This window comes from Herbaspirillum sp. Her4, assembly GCF_057961335.1.
Map to the genome: position 1 here is coordinate 154,146 of NZ_CM176330.1, position 17,616 is coordinate 171,761.

Genomic DNA, 17,616 nt, shown 5'->3' on the forward strand with positions numbered 1-17,616 from the left:
CCCGCAACTAGTTTGATCCTGGCTTCAATTCAGCCTCTGGCCCTTTCAACGGGTAGTCAGGGTGCCAGAGCGCAAGGTTCGTAGCGAATACTTTCACCTGCCCGTCCCGCAAGAAATGCACCGAGAAATGGCCCGCCTGTTCCGATGCATATTGCGGCACCGGCACTGACCAGGAACGTTCAATCGGCTGCCCCGCACCATTCACGGTGCGGACATTGACGTTCGCCATCAGTCCCGCACGCCAATTCTTCGGGACGCTGATACAGCAGATATAGCCCCCTCCCCCCTGTCCGGCTGCGATGTAGCCACCCGCGGTGCGTTTTCCCGGTATGACGGTGACATCAAAGTCCGATATGCCAAAAACAGTATGGTTATAGCCGACCAGCTCCATCCCCAGCTCGGGCTCTGCCTTCGCCTCACATCCGCCCAACATGATGAGCAGAGACAGCAGCAACATGTGGAGCAGGGACTTTCCGGCCATCTTGGTGATGTATTCCATGGATATATTTCAAAGTAACGACAAGTCTATCGGACGATGCGAGGCTCCACGCTCTGGCAGCGTTCCTCGAAGGGCTAACGGCTGCCGCCATTGACCGCGTTCTCCCACAACGGCTGCCCGCTATCGTACACACGTTGCGGAAGCCCGATGAGAGCATCGCTGAATGCATCCGACGAAGCCGGCGGATGCGCCATCACCTGCTTGAACTCGGGCTGTTCGAGACCCTTGCCCGAGGTGTACAAGGCCAGCAGCACGTAGGCGGTCTGGCGATCGATATCCTTCAGGCCTGCAGAAACCGCCCGCTTCTGATACTGCGCGACGAAGCGTTCCAGTTTTTTCGGTTCGACCAATGCCGTTTCATCGGGAATGACGAACTTCAGATGGGCCACCAGGGCCTTCAGATCGTCATTGGTCTGGGCATGCGCGCGCGGGCAGGACATGGCGAGCAGGAACACCATTCCCAGTACCAGTGCCCACTGCGGAAAAACAATCCGCTTCTGCCAGTGCTCATGCGACATGCTCATTCTCCCAAAGAGGTGGCCCTGCTTCCCAGACTTCCTCAGGCATAGCCTGCAAGGCATCGAAATAGCCTGCCAGGGAATCAGGCGGATTCTGCATCAAGGCCTTCACGGCCGGATGCTCAACGCCAGCGCCGCTGGTGTAGAGCGCCAGCAATACGTACTGCGTCTGCCGATCGATATCATCCACGCCAGCTTCGCGCGCACGCTGCTGATAGGCGGCGACGAATTCCACCAGCGTGCGCGGCGGCAATGCATTCGTCTCATCAGGGATCACGAAACGCAAATGCGTGAGCAGGGCATCGAGATCTCCGGCATCCACCAGCAGACCGAACTGACGGTCATCCAGCGTCACCAGCGGTGCGTCCAACGGCAAAGCCCGGCTGGGCGGCTGCACCTGCTCGCTCTGATAGAGCGTCCGGGCTTCGCCGAAACGGTCCACGAAAGCCAGGCTGAGCATGCCGCCGGTAAAGAGCGCCAGTTGATCTTTGGTCAACGCCTGTATCCAGATCGGCAGGATACGCGTGTCATACCAGCGCATCATCATGGCCTGTCCATCGCTCAGGCCCGCGTGATGGAAGTTGCGCAGATGCGCTGCAAAGTCATGCAGGCCAAGCGTACTTTCATACCAGCTCAGGCAGGGTGCGGCAAAGCCCAGCTGCGAAACCCAGCGCACAAGCACAAGCGCGCGCTGCTCATCCAGTCCGGAGAGGGGAAGCAGCAGAGGCGCAATCTCAGGCAGGGCTTCTTCGCGCTTGCCCTCGAACAGCGAGGCATAAGGGACGTGCATGGACTGCAGCTTGAGATGGCTCGCCTCGGCCTGCGCCGTATCGAGCAGAAGGAAGGCATGGCGGCCGCGTTCACGACATGCCTGCGCCCACTGCAACAGCGCCAGCGGATCGTCATGCACATCACTCATACCATCACTCCCGGTGCGCCTTGTTTCATTGCATTGAGGATGCAGTCCTTGCAAACGCTATTGGGCATGGCCGGCATCGGTACCTCCTGCCGCACCGGCCCCTGGAACAGCTTCTGCGCAGCATGAATGGTGAGCTTCCCCGGACACTGCACGGTAATATTGCCGCCCTCGATCGTGATGTTGGCCCCACCCGCCGTAGACAGGGTAATTTTCTTGGCCGCCGCCCAATCCACACTGGCATTGGCACTCACCACGCTCACCTGATCACGCGCCTGCACCGCCAGCGTATCGGCTTGTGCCTGCACATCAATATTCTTTTGCGCGGCAATCATCTGCAAACCCTGCCCGCCCTCGCCCGCCGCAACGGCCCCGGCCAGCACACCCAAGGCCTGTCCGCTGCGCAGGCGCAATTGATTGCCACTGACATGCTGGCTGTCCTGCCCTGAAAGCAGGCTCACCGTCTCGCCATTGGCCAGTTGCAGATGCTGGCCCGCGACCACGCCCATGCCGTCCTTCGCGGCGATGCCGATCAGCGCCGAGGTGCTCTGGGGCACTTTGCCCTCGCCCGTCTGCGTGTTGACGGCGGCCACATCCTCGCCGCTCTTGTCTGGCGCGACATCGACCATGCCGGCGGCCGCCGTGCGCATGGCGTCAAGGGGTGCAGCACTGTCATTGATGACGCTGGCATTGGCCTGCGCCGGGCCGACATGGCTGGCCATGGCGACGGTCTGGTGGGTCACCGCCGCCTGGTTGAAAGTCTTGCCCAACAACGTGGCCTGCTTCAGCAGGGCCATGCCGCCGGCATTGTCGCCCGCCGGATCGCGGCTGGTCGCAGCATGTTCGATCCGGTAGCTGGAAAACAGGATGCCGCTGCCCGCACGTAGTGCGCCATACGCATCGGTACGCAGTTCCGCCCCCGTACCACGGAAGCTGCCGCGATAATTGTCCGCCGCATGGATCAGGTGACCGAGATTGAGTTCGGAGGCCGCCTGCGAAGTCTTGAGCTGGATGCGGCCCTGGGCATCGGTATCGTCGAACAGCAACTGGTTGTAGCCGGCGCCGCCAAATTCCTTGGAACGGATGCCCCATTGCGCAGCGGCATTGCGATGGCCTTCGCCATCCTGACTGCCGCCGTGCCAGGTCGGCGCATTGCCGCCGGCCAGATTGCCCTGGCCACTGGGAGAAAGATCACTGGCACTGGTGAAGACCTTGTTGCGCTCCTGCTCGCCACCCTGCGCGGCTTCGCCTGCGGGCGTGGGTGCGGCAGAACCTTCACCCTGGCCGTTGTAGAGCGCGCCCAGAATGACCGGCCGATCGATGTCGTCTTCCAGAAACTGCACCAGTACCTCCTGTCCGATACGCGGCAGGAACTGCATGCCATTGCCGCCACCGGCCGAGCGCTGCGCCACGCGCACCCAGCAGGTCGCGGCGGCATCGTTGTTGCGGCCCTGCCAGTGGAAACGGATGCGAACCCGGCCCAGGCGGTCGCAATGGATTTCATCGGCACCGTTGGCGGTGCTCTCGCCGTTGGATCCGACCACGATGGCACTCTGGCTGCCTCGCGCGGTGGCACCCGCGTGACGATACAGGCCGGTGCCATCCGCCAGCACCGGACGCCACACCACGTCGGCACGGATCGCCTCGAAGGCATTGGCATAGCCGAGCTTGCGGGCCTGGGCGATCACGGCATCGAGATCGGCACGCTCACTCACGGCCACTGAATCAGGCTGGAAACTGCCCTGGACGGTTTGTTGCAGGGACTGGCATGCCGCCAGGCATTCTTCCAGCAGCGGCGGCAGCGGGCCGAACAATTCGGCCAGCCCTTCCTGTGCATCCTTGGGTAAATTATTTACGCCTGCACTCACCACCGACAATACGGCGTATTCAGGTGCTTTGCCGGCCGCTGCAGACAAGCCCAGCGGCCCCTGCGTCAGCGTGAAGCGGGTGCCGGGACGCAGCGTGCGCACCGTGCTGCGTGCCTGCCACAGTTTGTTGCGGGCCTCACTGGCTTCCAGATGCAACTGGGCGTAGCGATCCGCTTCCGCGGCATTGCGATAGGCATACAGACCAGGGCTGTCATAGCTCTCCAGGCGCGGCGCATCCTGGTGGCCGAACGCATGGCGGGTCGGCATGCTGGTGGCGACCGCCTGCTTGCTCTTGTCATCGTAGGAGAGCAAGGTGAAGGACGCCGGTTGCAAGGCGCGGCGCGCGGCCAGTGCCTGGATGCTGTCCTGCTCCTCGCGTGCGCCGCCGGCGTGGAAACGGATACCCTGCCCGCCAAGGCCGGCAGCACTGCTGGCGTCTTCAGGGAAAGCAGTATTGCGTGACGAATCCGCAAACAGCACCAGACGATGGCCGGCGCTGGCCTCGCCGGATTCCTCGACACGCCACGACAAACCCTCGGCCGCCAGCACGCGGCTCACGAAGTCGAGATCGCTCTCACGGTACTGCACCGTGTAGCTGCGCGGCGGCAGGTCCTGCAGGAAGGGCATCACGTCGTCCGACCAATGCCAGTCGGCATGCGGGGTATAAGCAGCGAAGACATCCTCGATGATCTCGACAACACTCTTGTCCTGCCACACGCGGCTGTTGCGTGATTGGCTGAGAAGCCAGATCCACGGCACCAGCCGCAGCCGGTAACGGGCAAACCCGCCCTCACTGCCGAGCTTGGCGGCTTCGTTCACCAGCCCCGAGAAACTGGCGCTGGAGCCATCCGAGAGGCTCACCTGCAAGCTGGCGCGCTGACCGATCAGGGTGTTGAGCGACAGTCCGGCATTCAGGCTCAGGACGATCACCTCGCGTACCCCGACGGCGTGCAAGCCTTCCGAGGCGGCGAAGGCCTCCACCAGCAGGTCGCCGACAGCGACGCCCTCTCCCAGGGAGAGGCGGTAGAGACGGGTCTCGCTGGTGAATTGCACCAGCTGGTTCAGCAGCTCAGACATCGGTCACCGGTTGGTCAGAATAAGGAACACGTTTCAGATCGGGAGGGGCCACACTGCGCAACGCAAGCTGAGCCCGGTTCAGTTATCGGCCTGCGGCACTTTGCAGGCGGGATCACTATCCCAACGGCCCGAACAGATGCGCCAGCGGCAGAATTCTCCTTCCACGAAGCCCAGCGCATGGCAGCGCTGCAGCAGCGAGGCGGTGCTTTCGCCATTTTTGCGCTCCACCACGTCGACGTTGCGGGCTTCCTTGGACTTGGTGTTGTTGGCGTGCGCCTGGGCGGACTTCTGCGAACTGCCATCTGCACTGGTGCCATTGCCAGCGTTGGCGGCAGTGCCGCCATTGTTGCTGCCATTGGCGTTGCGCTTCTTCTCGACCTCGCCGGAGCGGGCGACCAGCGCCTTGATCAGATCGACATCACTGTCGTTGCGGTTCTCTGCCTTGGCCGGCTTCTTCTTTTTGTCCTCGTGCTGGGCGGCCGGCTTGGCGGGCTTGTCGGATTTCTCGGGCTTGGCTTCCAGCGCGTTCTTCAGCGTCGCCGGCGGTGGCTTGACGCCATCCTCCAGAGCCGAAGTCAACTGGTCCGGTCCACGCGCTGCGGTTGCGGAAGATGACGCCGCCTCGGGCGCGGGGGCGTTGGTGTCATTGATGACCGCGGTATCGGCGGGTGCCGCAGCCGGTGCGGCGGCGGCACCGGTGGCGGGCTCCGCAACGGCACCCGGTGCCGGGGTGGTGGTCGGCGCGGCAGAAGCCAGAGGCGGCACCGGCGGTGCCGCCGCAGCCTGCACGGGGGTGCTCGCGGCGTCATGGCTGTTCATGCGCAGGGCCGCCAGTGTGACGCCACCTGCCAGCAGCAACAGCAGCAGCACGATCAACAGCACACGGCGCGGCTTGCGCGCTTCCCCGCTGCTGCTGCGGGCTTTGGTCTTTCCATCCGAAATCGAATTGAGTATGCGAACTTCATCCGCAGACGAAGTGTCGGATGCAGGCATCAAGCTCGGTCTTCTGGATGCAGGTTTCTCTTGGTTCGGAGGCTGCAAGGCCGTACTCCTGTGTTGTGCAACTTGAAACAAGTTGTTTGATTTTTATTAATTTTCCGTTTCCTGCCAGTCGCTCTCGGTCTCGCTGACGCGCCGGCTCAATTCCAGAAACGTGTCGGCGTCCGCACCGCAGTGCCACCCAGCGCCGGCCAGAATAAAAAGGGGATTCGTCGTGCTGTTCCTTCTCATCGCCGCCTATCTGCTGGTCACCGGCTTCGCCATGTGGCTGCTGCTGTTTCCATCCGGCAGAGTGCTGACATTACGCTTCCTGAACGCCCGGTTTGCCGGCCTGCGATCCCGCTGGGAACGCTGGAACAGAAGAGGCGATGAGGTGATTGCAGGGACCACATCCAGCGTCCGGAGTTCCCTGACAGCGAGTGTCGACTACGTGCGCAATAATTACGTAATTGTGTCAACGATTGCTGTCTTGCTGATTGGTCCAGCCATCGTTGCATTTCTATTAAGCGGCAAATCGATGCTGCAGGGTTTTGACGACACCCAGCGCGTAACCAATTCTCAAATCGCGGAACTTTTAAAAGGTGAGCAACTCGTACCACCGCCGCCCTTGCCGCCGGACATGTTTACCACTGCTGAGGTGATCCAGGTCCGTCCGATGCTGGTCAACGCCAGCCGCAACTGGCAACTGCTCAATCCTGAATACGCCCAACGCCTGCTCCTGGTCTTCAAGATCATGAAGGAAAAGCATGGTTACGAGATGGCACTCATCGAGGGTTATCGCAGTCCGGAGCGCCAGACCATGCTGGCGGGGATGGGCAGCAACGTCACCAATGCAGCCGCGTTCCAGAGTTATCACCAGTACGGCCTGGCCGGCGACTGCGCCTTTGTGCGCAATGGCAAGCTGGTGATCAGCGAAAAGGATCCATGGGCCATGGAAGGCTATCGCCTCTATGGCGAGGTCGCCGAGTCGGTGGGTCTGACCTGGGGCGGCCGCTGGAAGCTGATGGATTTCGGCCACACCGAATACCGCATGCCGGGCGTGATGAAGAAATAGAGCTGGACGCGGCCCTGTACGTCGCCGTCCGACGAAAGACAGATCGTAGAAATACAAGGGGATACACCATGAGCAAGCCGATCATCGTCCTTGGAGACAAGACCTCGCACGGTGGCAGCGTCATCGAAGGTTCCGGCCAGACCCTGGTCGGCAACAAGCTGGTGGCGCGCATCGGCGACAAGGTCAGTTGTCCCCGCCATGGCACCACCACCATCGTCAGCGGCGATCCCACCATGGTGGTGGATGGCGCACCGGTGGCGCGCGACGGCGACAAGACCGCGTGCGGCGCAGTGCTCATTGCCGGCCAGGCCACCACGACACTCTGAGCGACACCACCCATCACGACAGGGGCAGGGCTTACTACAACAAAAAGAATCCGGAAAGCGAACGCTGATGAGCACATGGATAAAGCGGGGTCTGTTGACCGTCGCAGTCTTCTTGGTCACCTGGGTGATGTTCATCACCTATTGGTCCGGTGCCAACCACATGCCGGATGGCGGTGACGTCATTCTCTATCTGCTGGTGCTGCCGGCCGTCTTCCTGTTGCTGGTATGGAGCATTGCCAAGGGCAGAAGCGCCATGGCCGCAGCCGCTGCTGCCAAGGCCGCCGCTGCAGCCGCCGCACCGCCCCCGGCAGCAGCCGTGACCGAACCCGGCCATTCCCCCGAACGCAAATGGACCCTGGCCATCGTGGCCACCGCCCTGCGCTCGCCCTTCGGCGCCGATGCCGCCGACCTGCTCGAACAGATCAAGTCGCAATCGCTGCGCCTGCCCCTGGATGGCGAATTGGTGAACGATCAGGGCATGCCCATACTCGCCGGGCGCATTTCCGATGTTCAAGGTGAAGAAACACGCGAAATCTACCAGGCCTGGCAGCAGCAGCGTTTCCCCGAGCAGGCGCTGACACCACAGGACAATGCACACTGGCGCAGCCTGGCGCTGGCCGCAGACATCGCCCGCGAGCTGGGCGATCGGCTGCAGTGGCATCCCCTGCTGGAAGAATATCAAGACGCGCCGCGCCATCGTCAGGAGGAAGTCGGCTTGCCGCATCTGCATCTGCTGGTGCTGCTGCCCCCCACCTGGAGCAGCGAGCAACGCATGCAGGCCGCCCGCTGGCTGGGTGAACAAGTCTGCCAGCAAGGCTGGCCACCGGAAAAGCTCAACGTCCTGCCGGCCGCCGCCGGTGAAAATGCACATCCCCTGCTGCACCTGGACCGGCTGGTGGCGACCAGCCGCGATCCGCGTACGCAACAGCCCTCCCCTTACCTCGCCTCGTCCTACCTCGCCATGGTCATTGCGGCCCAGTCCAATCTGGATCCGGACATCGTGCAAGCGTGGCAGCAGGACAAGCAATTGCTGCAAGGCGCACAGAGCATCGGCAAATCCCCGGCAGAAGCTGCAGCCGGACTGATCCTGGCCGATACCACCCAAGCACTGGCCATGGGTACTGCTGATCCGGTACTGCTGCACCGGGCCAGCCTGGGCCGTCACGAACAGTCCGTCGACCAGGCACGCCGCGTACCGGGCGACCTGCTGATCCAGCTGGCGCAGGGCGCGCTGCGCGATGCGGCGATCGTGCCCGATCAACTCGCCCTGCTGGTCAGCGATGGCGATTACCGAGCCAGCCGCACCGATGAAATCATGAAGCTGGGTTACGCCGTGCTGCCCGAACTCGACCTCGGCAGCCAGTGCGTGAAGCTGGGTGCCAGCTGCGGTTCGGCCGGCCTGGCCACGGCGCTGTCGGCACTGGTGCTGGCGCACGCCGCCACCGACGACAGCGATCAGCCCAGCCTGTGCGTCTGCAACGAGGACGCCCATCAGCGTGCCGTAGTCGCCCTCAGCCGTGCACCCGCGATTGCGGCGGCACCGGCCCCCGTTTCCGATTCAGCTGCATCCACCGCAACCCCGGCATCTCCCGTCACTGCTTCAGCGACCGTATAACAAGAACTCCACACCAAAGCGCTCACATCATGCAACGACTCTGGCACATCCTCAGCGACACGCGCGTCCTCATCCTCCTCGGCTTCGCCGCCCTGGCGGCCTTCCTCTTCATCGGTGCCGACCAGCTCGAAGTGGCCCTGATCTGGGCGGCAGCCCTGCTCGGCCTGCTGTTGCTGGTCTGGCTGGGGTTCTGGCTCTACAAGCGCTGGAAAGTCCGGCGCGCCGCCGGCAAGCTGGAAAACGTGCTGGAACAGCAAGCCTCGCAAGCCGCCCCCGCCAGCAGCGACGGTGCGCGGCGTGACGACGTGAATGCACTGCGCCAGCGCATGCTGGACGCGATCAACACCATCAAGACGTCCAAGCTGGGACAGAAATCCGGTGCCGCCGCACTGTATGAATTGCCCTGGTACATGGTCATCGGCAACCCGGCGGCCGGCAAGAGTACCGCCATCGCCAACTCCGGCCTGCAGTTCCCCTTTGCGGACAAGGGCGGCAAGATCGTCCATGGGGTGGGGGGTACACGCAATTGTGACTGGTTCTTCACCACCGACGGTATCCTGCTCGATACCGCGGGCCGTTACTCGGTGTACGAAGAAGACCGAAATGAATGGTTCAGCTTCCTCGGCCTGCTCAAGCGCTATCGCAAGCAGGCACCCATCAACGGCATCATCATCGCGGTGAGCATCGCAGAGCTGACCGGCAACCGTCCGGAATTCGCCATCAACCTGGCCAAGAACCTGCGCCAGCGCGTGCAGGAGCTGACCGAGAAGCTGGAAGTGTTTGCGCCGGTCTATGTGGTCTTCACCAAGGCCGACCTGATCACCGGCTTCAACGAATTCTTCCTCGACACCGAACGCGGCGAACGCGATCGCGTCTGGGGCGCGACGCTCGCCTATGACCGCAAGCGCAGCGGACAGGAGGTCAGCAGCTTCTTTGACGAGCGCTTCGACGAGCTCTACGCCGGCCTCAAGGAAATGAGCCTGGCCAACATGTCCGTCAAGCGCGGCGAAAACCTGGCACCGGGCGTACTGACCTTCCCGCTGGAGTTCTCGTCCATCAAGGGTGTGCTGCGTTCCTTCGTGACCACGCTGTTCGAGGAGAATCCCTTCCAGTTCAAGCCGGTCTTCCGCGGCTTCTACTTCACCAGCGCGCTGCAGGAAGGCGCGACCGTCAGCGCCTCTTCGCAGCGCATCGCCGATCGCTTCGGCCTGACCCTCGAACACAAGCCGCAGCGCGAGATCTTCTCCCAGCACGGTTTCTTCCTGCACAACCTGTTCAAGCAGGTGATCTTCGCGGACAAGCAGCTGGTGGCGCAGTACACCAGCCGCAACAAGATCCGCATGCGCTACGTCACCTTCTTCGCGGCGGTGACCGTATTGGGGGCATTGCTGGGCGGCTGGAGCTGGTCCTACATGGGCAATCGCCAGCTGGTGGCCAATGTGCAGGCCGACATGGACAAGGCCGTCAAGCTGCAGGAAAAGCGCCTGGACCTGCAATCGCGCTTCGAAGCGCTGGAGATCCTGCAGGATCGCATCGAGCAGCTGGATCGCTATCGTTCCAGCCGCCCGATCTCGGTGGGCCTGGGGCTGTACCAGGGCGATCTGCTGGAGCGCAAGCTGCGTGAGGAATACTTTGCCGGCATCAAGGAAATCATGTTGAAGCCGGTGTCCTCCAACATCGAAACCTACCTGATGGAAGTCAACGCCAATTCCGGCAAACTGGAACCGATGGCCAAGCCGCCACAAGCCGGAGGCGTGACGACGGTGGCCGACAATGCGGCCCAGGCGGCCAACGCCCTGCGCACCTACAAGGACAGCTCGGCCACCAGTGTGGAAGATGCCTACAACGCGCTCAAGACCTACCTGATGCTGTCTGACAAGTCGCGTGCCGAATCCAGCCATCTGAGCGACCAGATCACCCGCTTCTGGCGCGGCTGGCTGGAGACCAACCGCGGCACCATGCCGCGCGAGCAGATGATCCGCAGCGCTGAACGCCTGATCAGCTTCTCGCTGGAGCAGATCAATGATCCGTCCTGGCCGACCGTGGAAAGCAAGCTGACCCTGGTCGACCAGACCCGAGAGAACCTGCGCCGCGTGGTGCGTGGCATGCCGGCGCGTGAACGCGTGTATGCCGATGTGAAGGCACGCGCCGCCACCCGCTTCGCTTCCATGACCGTGGCCCGCATCGTCGGCGACAAGGACAAGGAACTGGTCATGGGCAGCTACGCCATCCCCGGCACCTTCACCCGCGATGCATGGGAGAAGTTCGTGCAGGATGCCTTCAAGGAAGCCGCCAACAAGGAACTGCAGAGCGCCGACTGGGTGCTCAAGACCTCCACCAAGGATGACCTGACGCTGGAAGGCAGTCCCGAGCAGATCCAGAAGGCGCTGGTGTCGCAGTACAAGACCGAATATGCACGCGAGTGGCAGAAATTCCTGCAGGGCGTGAGCATCGTCGAACTGCGCAACCTGGACGACGCCACCAATGCCATGAACCGTCTGGGCGACCCGCTGACCTCGCCGCTCAACAAGGTGATCAACACCGTCTACGACGAAACCTCGTGGGACAACCCGTCCCTGGTCGATGCCGGTCTGGCCAACGCCAGCAAGGGCTTCATGGGCTGGTTCAAGGAAACCATCCTGCGCCGCTCGCCGGCCCCGGTACCGACCCAGCTCAATACCGACGGCAGCACCGCCATCCCGATGGGACCGGTGGGGCGCGAATTCGCCGGCGTGGCACGCCTGGTGGTGAGCAAGGACAAGGGCAATTCACTCATGCGCGGCTACATGGAGAATCTCTCCAAGCTGCGTACCCGCCTGAACACCATCAAGAACCAGGGCGACACCGGCCCCGGCGCCAAGCAGCTGATGCAGCAGACGCTGGAAGGAAATGGCTCGGAACTGTCGGACTCGCTCAAGTTCGTCGATGAAGAGATGCTGCCCGGCCTGAACGACCAGCAGAAGACCACGCTGCGCCCGTTGCTGGTCCGTCCGCTGGTGCAGGGCTTCAATGCACTGGTGCGTCCGACCGAAGGCGAAGTCAACAAGATCTGGCGTGCTCAGGTGTACGAACCGTTCCAGAACAACCTGGCCGCCAAGTATCCGTTCTCGCCCAATTCCAAGATCGAAGCCAACAGCGGCGAGATCGGAACCGTGTTTGGCGAGAACGGTGCGATCTCCAAGTTCGTGACCACGGCCATGGGTCCGCTGGTGGTGCGCCGGGGCGACACGCTGTCGCCGCGCAAGTGGGCCGACATGGGCATCACCCTGTCGCCGGCCATCACCACCAGCTTCGCCGACTGGATCAGCGCCCCGGGCGGTGCTGGTGCGGGCGGCGGTGCTGCAGAAGCGCAGACGGTGTTCCAGATCCAGCCCCAGCCGGCACCGGGCGCGCTGGAATACACCATTGAGATCGATGGCCAGCAACTGCGCTACCGCAACACCCAGGCGCAGTGGACCAACTTCGTGTGGCCCAATCCGCAAGGCGCTCCGGGTGCCAAGGTGACGGCCGTGACCTATGACGGCCGCACGGTGGAAGTGGCCAACCAGCCCGGACGCTTCGGCCTGGAACGCCTGATCAACACGGCCCAGCGCAAGCGCAAGGACAACGGTGCCTTCGAACTGTCGTGGACCAATGACGGTGTGACGGTGGTGGTGAACCTCAAGATCATCAGCAGCGCCGAAGTCTCCGGCAACAGCAACGGTGCCGCCCGCGGCACGGCCGCTCTGCGTGGCCTGAAGCTGCCGGAAACCATCGCTGGCGGCGCACCGGAAGCGCCGACGCCTGCCCCGGCGCAGGTGCCGACGCCAGCGCCGGCCACTGCGCCCGCTGGCGCACCGGCAGCGCAAGTGCAATCGCAAACTCAATCCATGACTACAGGGGCTAAGCAATGAGTGCAACCGGCACCCCCATCAAGATCGGCTATTTCGGCAAGATTCCGGCGCGCGGGGATTTCATCAAGGCCACTGACAACGCCGCCCTGATCACGCTGCTGGACAACTGGCTGGCGCAGACCATGGAGCTGCTGTCGCGCGATGCGCGCTGGAAGATCATCTACGACGGCGTCAAGCCGCTGCACTTCGTGGTCATGGGACCACGCAGCCGGCGTGCCGTGGCGGGCCACCTGCGTGCCAGCGGCGACCAGTCGCAGCGACGCTTCCCGTTCATCTCGATGAGCGCCTTCGATATCGAGGATCCGGTCGCTTTCGTCAGCAACAGTCCGCTGATCCTCTCGCGTCTCTGGTCGCGGCTGGAATCGCTCACGCAAGGCGTGCTGACGGCACCCGATCCGGCCCAGCCGCTGCAGACCCTGGCGTCGACCACGCTGGAACTGGACATCAACAGCGCCGGCTACGCGGCGGCCTTTGCCGACTTCCTGGATCTGCAGACCACGGGCTCGCTGCAACAGATGCTGGCCGAGGCCGGCTTCACCGGCAATCTGCGCCAGTTGTTGCTGGCGCTGGGGCTGCTGCTGCAGCCGGTCATGGCCAGCACCTCCAGTCGTCTGGACAAGAACCTGATCCTGCCGCTGCCGCGCGACCCGATGTATCGCAGCCTGGTGGCCAGTTTCTGGATGCACCTGATCACGCCCTTCCTCACCCGGGCCGATTTCGAGCTGGCGCTGTTCCTGACGCGGCTGGATGATCAGCCGGCCATGTTCCTCGGCTTTTCGGGCGCTTCGCCGCGCACCTTGCATTCGGTGATGGACATCCAGGCCGGTGCCGAGCACAACATCCCCTTCGACGATGCGGACTGGGTGGAAGAACATGTGGGCAGCGACTACGGCATCCAGAAACTATCCAGCTACCTGGCCCATCCCGACCTCTCGCTGACCTCGGCCCTGGCCTCATTCCGCGAAGCTTTCATCGGAGCCTGAATCTTGAAGACGAACATTTTTTCCCAAACCCGCCGGCTGGCACTGTTGAGCGCGGCCTGGCTCGCCTGCTCGGTCGCTCATGCACAGAACGTTGCGCCGCCGGTCGCCACGCCTGCACCGGGCCAGGTACTGGTGACCGGCACCGTCCCCGATGAAGCCAGCAAGGCGGCCGCGCTGGCGCGCCTGCGCGAAGTCTATGGCGCCGACCGCGTGGTCGACCAGATTGCGGTCGGCCAGGTGGTGTTGCCGGCCAACTGGAACAATCACGTGCAGAAGCTGATTTCGCCCAACCTCAAGGCCGTCAGCCGTGGCCAGCTGAAGATCGATGGCACCAGCGTCAGCATTTCGGGCGAAGTGTCCAATGAGGCGCAGCGTCAGCAGATCGCCAGCGACATGGCCAGCAGCCTCAATTCTTCCTATACCGTGAACAATGGCTTGCGGGTCTCCACTTCGGAACAGGGTCTGCTGGACAACGCACTGGCCAACCGGGTGGTGGCCTTCGAAAGCGGACAGGCCACCCTGACGCCCGAAGGCAAACGCATCCTCGATGAGATCGCTGCGACCATGCTCAAGCTCAAGGGCCGGCACGTGGAAATCATCGGCAACACCGACAATGAAGGCCTGCGCGCCAGCAACATCTCGCTGTCACTGGCACGGGCTGATGCGGTCAAGGCCTACCTGAGTGCCAAGGGGGTCGATGAAAGTCTGCTGACGACCTCGGGCCAGGGTCCGGATCGTCCGGTCGCTTCCAACAATACGGCTGAAGGGCGTGCCAAGAATCGACGGATCGAATTCCGTATTGCCAAGTAAGACAAGACGCGGGCGAATCTCGCCCGGCATGAAAAAAAGGAACCGCTTGTTTTGCGGTTCCTTTTTTCCTTGGGCGCGTCGCCAGGCGATGTTCAGTCTTGTGGCGGCGGTTGCAATCCCAGCAGTTCTTCGACGTGGGACAGTGCGGCGTTGTCCTTGATGACGGTTTTGAGCCAGGCGTGCAAGGGCATCTCACCCCATTGTGCGGCCTTGTCGGCCAGGTGCGCGACCGGGCTGTGGGGCTCGGTGCGGCGGAAGAACTCTGCCACGGCGCGCAGTTGGGCAATGGCTTCGGCACGCGTGCGGATCGGTCCCTGATGCTGGACCGGCGCTGCAACAGGGCTGCCTTGCTCACTCAATTGCGCGGCCACTGCAGCCGTATTTTCATCGGCCACGGCGATCTCTGCAGGAGCTACCGAACGCAGGCCGGTATCTGCTGCGAAGCGGGCGATGGTGTCGTGAACCAGGGTGATCGCCTCGCGGGCGGAGGAGAAGCCGGGACCATCGACACCGAGGCGCTGATCCACGGATTTTTCCAGTTGTTCGAGGCATTGCAGGCAGTACTGGGTATCGGCCAGCATGGCTTCATAGAAGGCATGTGAGCTGCGCTTGCGGGCCGATTCCATGACGGCCAGCTTGATGCCCTCTTCCGGCTGGCCGCCTTCGTTGGCGATCCGTTCAGCATTGGCCGCGCGGGTGCGGGCGGCGTCGAAGTCGAGCAGGGAGAAGGCGCTGCCACGGCCTTCGGTCAGGGGTATTTCGCGCGACATCTGCACCGAGCGCGACAGCAGCCAGGTCAGGTTGCCGACACGGCGGTCGTGGTCGCCGTCTTCCGACAGCGGATAGAGATGATCCCAGAACTGGTCGAACAGCCCGGCCACGAGCAGGAACCCATCCCCCAGACCGCGCAGGCCGCGCGTCTTGCAGGCGGCTTCGCTGTACCAGACGGCCAGGCGCAGGTCCTTGCTGCGGGTTTCGATGAGCTGGGCGCAGCGCTGCTCGACGAAGATCCAGTCGGCTTCCTTGATGTCGGTGACCCATTCGCCCTGGTCCAGGGTCGGATCATCAAAGCGGCGCGCCTCGGCAATGGCGTCCAGGTCGGCGGTGAAGGAGAGGTCTTCGCCACCGGGATGGTTGTCATTGATGGGCTTGAGCAGCGGGTCGACGGCAGAGGTGGGTGGCTTGACGCCGAGCAAGGATTTCAGGGTGGGCAGTTTCATGGTCGATGCGATCCCGATCAGTTATTTTCTTGTCATGATGATCCCCGTTGTTTCAGCATGCGCGTGCTGGAAGTGACGGGCCTTGGAGGGGGTTGGACAAGGGTTGGGGGCGGGTGTTCGCGCGGACGAGGCAATAAACGAAAAATTGTGCGGGGCGATGAGTCAATGCGCGAGGTATTCGGTGCTTAAAATTTGCCAAAAACTGCTTCTACACGGATTCATTCATTGATCTTCACTTCGCAGTTTTCCGTAGTCATTTTTTTAATATTTGAAAATGCGTTCACAATGCCCTTCTTCGGTCATTCTCTACTTCGTTTAATATTCTCTCTCTGATAGCGAACTGAGCTCCGACGACTTTCTGCATCGAGCAGATGAGAGCCAATAGCACCATGTCATGTCAACCGAAGTGATCGGCTTTCTGCATCGATCTCGGCAGGCCATTTAGGCTCCGGAGCACATGTCACTGCGACGTAATGGCAAATACCAAGAGGCAACCAAATCCAGAAAAACCAAACCGAGATGAACGCCAGCAGATAGTCATACCAGCGCATCATCTGGCGATAACGCCGTCCCGTCGGGCCAGGCAAGAGATAAGGCATGTAAGAAAAAAGGCTGTACAAGAAACCTGTCTCACGGGTTTTGCTTTCCAGTCCCGGGAGGGCGTCAGGCCAGTAATCCTCCCTTAAAACCAACGCCGCCAGAAGTAGAATATTCTCACAGAGGAGTTCTACAAATGAAGAGATCGAAGTTCACAGACAGCCAGATTATCGAGGCGATCAAGCGTGTTGAAGCAGGCCTTGGTGTTCCGGACATCTGCCGCGAACTAGGCATCAGCACAGCGACGTTCTATAAATGGCGCTCGAAGTACGGCGGCATGGATGTATCGATGATGGCGCGCATGAAGGAGCTCGAAGCGGAGAACGCCCGGCTGCGCAAAATGTACATCGAGGAAAAGCTCAAGGCCGAGATTGTGGCAGAGGCGCTCGAAAAAAACTGGTAAGGCCATCTCGTCGCAGCGAGATGGCCAAGCGCGTTGTTGAAGAACGTGGTGTGCCGATCAAGCTTGCCTGTCAGGCGTTTAAGGTAAGCGAAACCTGTTATCGCTATATCAGCAAGCGTAAGCCAGAGAATGAAGAGATCGCAAACTGGTTGCACCGACTGACCGATAACCACCGCAGTTGGGGCTTTGGTCTGTGTTTCCTGTATCTGCGCAACGTCCGTGGCTTTGGCTGGAATCATAAGCGCGTCTACCGTATCTATCGCGAACAGGAGTTGAACCTGCGTATCAAACCGCGCAAGCGGTTGGTCCGCGCAGTACCTAGGCCGCTTGCTGTACCTAGTGGCTGCAACCAGACCTGGTCGATGGACTTCATGCACGACCAGCTTGCAGATGGGCGAAGCATCCGCTTGTTCAATGTGATCGACGACTTTAATCGAGAGGCACTGGGCATCGAAGTGGATCTCTCGCTACCATCGGAGCGAGTGATTCGTAGCCTGAAGCAAATCATCGAATGGCGCGGTAAACCCAGCGCCATTCGATGCGACAACGGCCCGGAGTACCTGAGTACCACAATTACACAGTGGGCACAGCAAACGGGCATTGAGCTGCAGTACATCCAGCCGGGCCAGCCGCAGCAGAACGCTTATGTGGAACGGTTCAACAGGACTGTGCGCTATGAATGGCTATCTCAGTATCAGTGGGATGATTTGGAGCACGTTCAGCAATTTGCGAGCAACTGGATGTGGACCTACAACCATGAACGCCCTAACATGGCCTTGGGCGGATTTACCCCGAAACAGCGGCTGGCCATGGCTGCTTGACGTTTCTACTTCTGGCA

General features: G+C 61.9%; 14 protein-coding genes. 7 read left to right on the forward strand and 7 right to left on the reverse strand.

The window, feature by feature from the left end; all coding sequences use genetic code 11:
• Positions 1-7: 7 nt before the first annotated feature.
• The 5 genes from ACWFUC_RS00710 to ACWFUC_RS00730 all read right to left on the reverse strand — a co-directional run bounded on the left by ACWFUC_RS00710 (position 8) and on the right by ACWFUC_RS00730 (position 5,871).
• Complete coding sequence (locus tag ACWFUC_RS00710; RefSeq protein WP_489623831.1) at positions 8-499, reverse strand: DUF3304 domain-containing protein; 492 nt, start codon at positions 497-499, stop codon at positions 8-10.
• Between the two features lie 74 nt (positions 500-573).
• Entirely contained in the window at positions 574-1,017 is a 444-nt protein-coding gene (locus tag ACWFUC_RS00715) for a hypothetical protein (RefSeq protein WP_286869164.1), read from the reverse strand.
• Entirely contained in the window at positions 1,007-1,936 is a 930-nt protein-coding gene (locus tag ACWFUC_RS00720) for a DUF4123 domain-containing protein (protein WP_489623832.1), read from the reverse strand. Before ACWFUC_RS00720 ends, ACWFUC_RS00715 begins: the two co-directional genes overlap by 11 nt.
• Positions 1,933-4,878, reverse strand: coding sequence for a type VI secretion system Vgr family protein (locus ACWFUC_RS00725; protein WP_489623833.1), 2,946 nt, complete (start codon positions 4,876-4,878; stop codon positions 1,933-1,935). The genes ACWFUC_RS00720 and ACWFUC_RS00725 overlap by 4 nt, the downstream gene beginning before the upstream one ends.
• Before the next feature lie 78 nt (positions 4,879-4,956).
• Positions 4,957-5,871: a hypothetical protein gene (locus ACWFUC_RS00730; RefSeq protein ID WP_489623834.1), complete on the reverse strand. Its 915-nt coding sequence runs from the start codon at positions 5,869-5,871 to the stop codon at positions 4,957-4,959.
• A 220-nt stretch (positions 5,872-6,091) separates the two neighbouring features.
• Here ACWFUC_RS00730 and ACWFUC_RS00735 point away from each other — a divergent pair, with 220 nt between their 5' ends.
• The 6 genes from ACWFUC_RS00735 to ACWFUC_RS00760 all read left to right on the forward strand — a co-directional run bounded on the left by ACWFUC_RS00735 (position 6,092) and on the right by ACWFUC_RS00760 (position 14,558).
• Positions 6,092-6,931 (forward strand): M15 family metallopeptidase, encoded by an 840-nt coding sequence (locus tag ACWFUC_RS00735; protein ID WP_489623835.1) that lies wholly within the window; start codon positions 6,092-6,094, stop codon positions 6,929-6,931.
• A gap of 68 nt (positions 6,932-6,999) precedes the next feature.
• Positions 7,000-7,257: a PAAR domain-containing protein gene (locus ACWFUC_RS00740; protein ID WP_034334647.1), complete on the forward strand. Its 258-nt coding sequence runs from the start codon at positions 7,000-7,002 to the stop codon at positions 7,255-7,257.
• A 67-nt stretch (positions 7,258-7,324) separates the two neighbouring features.
• Entirely contained in the window at positions 7,325-8,872 is a 1,548-nt protein-coding gene (locus tag ACWFUC_RS00745) for a hypothetical protein (RefSeq protein WP_489623836.1), read from the forward strand.
• Between the two features lie 29 nt (positions 8,873-8,901).
• Complete coding sequence (gene tssM / locus ACWFUC_RS00750; protein WP_134223442.1) at positions 8,902-12,765, forward strand: type VI secretion system membrane subunit TssM; 3,864 nt, start codon at positions 8,902-8,904, stop codon at positions 12,763-12,765.
• Complete coding sequence (tagF, locus tag ACWFUC_RS00755; protein WP_489623838.1) at positions 12,762-13,748, forward strand: type VI secretion system-associated protein TagF; 987 nt, start codon at positions 12,762-12,764, stop codon at positions 13,746-13,748. The genes tssM and tagF overlap by 4 nt, the downstream gene beginning before the upstream one ends.
• Positions 13,749-13,751: 3 nt before the next feature.
• Positions 13,752-14,558, forward strand: a complete 807-nt coding sequence (locus ACWFUC_RS00760) for an OmpA family protein (protein WP_489623839.1) — start codon at positions 13,752-13,754, stop codon at positions 14,556-14,558.
• Between the two features lie 92 nt (positions 14,559-14,650).
• On the opposite strand, the gene tssA is transcribed toward ACWFUC_RS00760, so the two are convergent.
• Entirely contained in the window at positions 14,651-15,778 is a 1,128-nt protein-coding gene (gene tssA / locus ACWFUC_RS00765; RefSeq protein ID WP_121045733.1) for a type VI secretion system protein TssA, read from the reverse strand.
• Positions 15,779-16,170: 392 nt separating this feature from the next.
• Positions 16,171-16,470, reverse strand: a complete 300-nt coding sequence (locus ACWFUC_RS00770; protein WP_489623840.1) for a DUF6708 domain-containing protein — start codon at positions 16,468-16,470, stop codon at positions 16,171-16,173.
• Positions 16,471-16,511: 41 nt separating this feature from the next.
• On the opposite strand from ACWFUC_RS00770, the gene ACWFUC_RS00775 reads away from it, so the two are divergent.
• Positions 16,512-17,599 (forward strand): IS3 family transposase gene (locus tag ACWFUC_RS00775; protein WP_489623220.1). Its coding sequence is split into 2 segments (ribosomal slippage): positions 16,512-16,764 and positions 16,764-17,599, totalling 1,089 coding nucleotides; the frame shifts between segments, so codons are not numbered across the junction.
• The last annotated feature ends 17 nt before the right edge of the window (positions 17,600-17,616 follow it).

Excerpts from the sequence above, each read along its gene's own strand:
- tagF (WP_489623838.1), top strand. The coding sequence starts at position 12,762 with ATGAGTGCAACCGGCACCCCCATCAAGATCGGCTATTTCGGCAAGATT.
- ACWFUC_RS00730 (WP_489623834.1), bottom strand. The coding sequence starts at position 5,871 with ATGCCTGCATCCGACACTTCGTCTGCGGATGAAGTTCGCATACTCAAT.
- ACWFUC_RS00725 (WP_489623833.1), bottom strand. The coding sequence starts at position 4,878 with ATGTCTGAGCTGCTGAACCAGCTGGTGCAATTCACCAGCGAGACCCGT.
- ACWFUC_RS00715 (WP_286869164.1), bottom strand. The coding sequence starts at position 1,017 with ATGTCGCATGAGCACTGGCAGAAGCGGATTGTTTTTCCGCAGTGGGCA.
- ACWFUC_RS00710 (WP_489623831.1), bottom strand. The coding sequence starts at position 499 with ATGGAATACATCACCAAGATGGCCGGAAAGTCCCTGCTCCACATGTTG.
- tssA (WP_121045733.1), bottom strand. The coding sequence starts at position 15,778 with ATGAAACTGCCCACCCTGAAATCCTTGCTCGGCGTCAAGCCACCCACC.
- ACWFUC_RS00740 (WP_034334647.1), top strand. The coding sequence starts at position 7,000 with ATGAGCAAGCCGATCATCGTCCTTGGAGACAAGACCTCGCACGGTGGC.
- ACWFUC_RS00720 (WP_489623832.1), bottom strand. The coding sequence starts at position 1,936 with ATGAGTGATGTGCATGACGATCCGCTGGCGCTGTTGCAGTGGGCGCAG.
- tssM (WP_134223442.1), top strand. The coding sequence starts at position 8,902 with ATGCAACGACTCTGGCACATCCTCAGCGACACGCGCGTCCTCATCCTC.
- ACWFUC_RS00745 (WP_489623836.1), top strand. The coding sequence starts at position 7,325 with ATGAGCACATGGATAAAGCGGGGTCTGTTGACCGTCGCAGTCTTCTTG.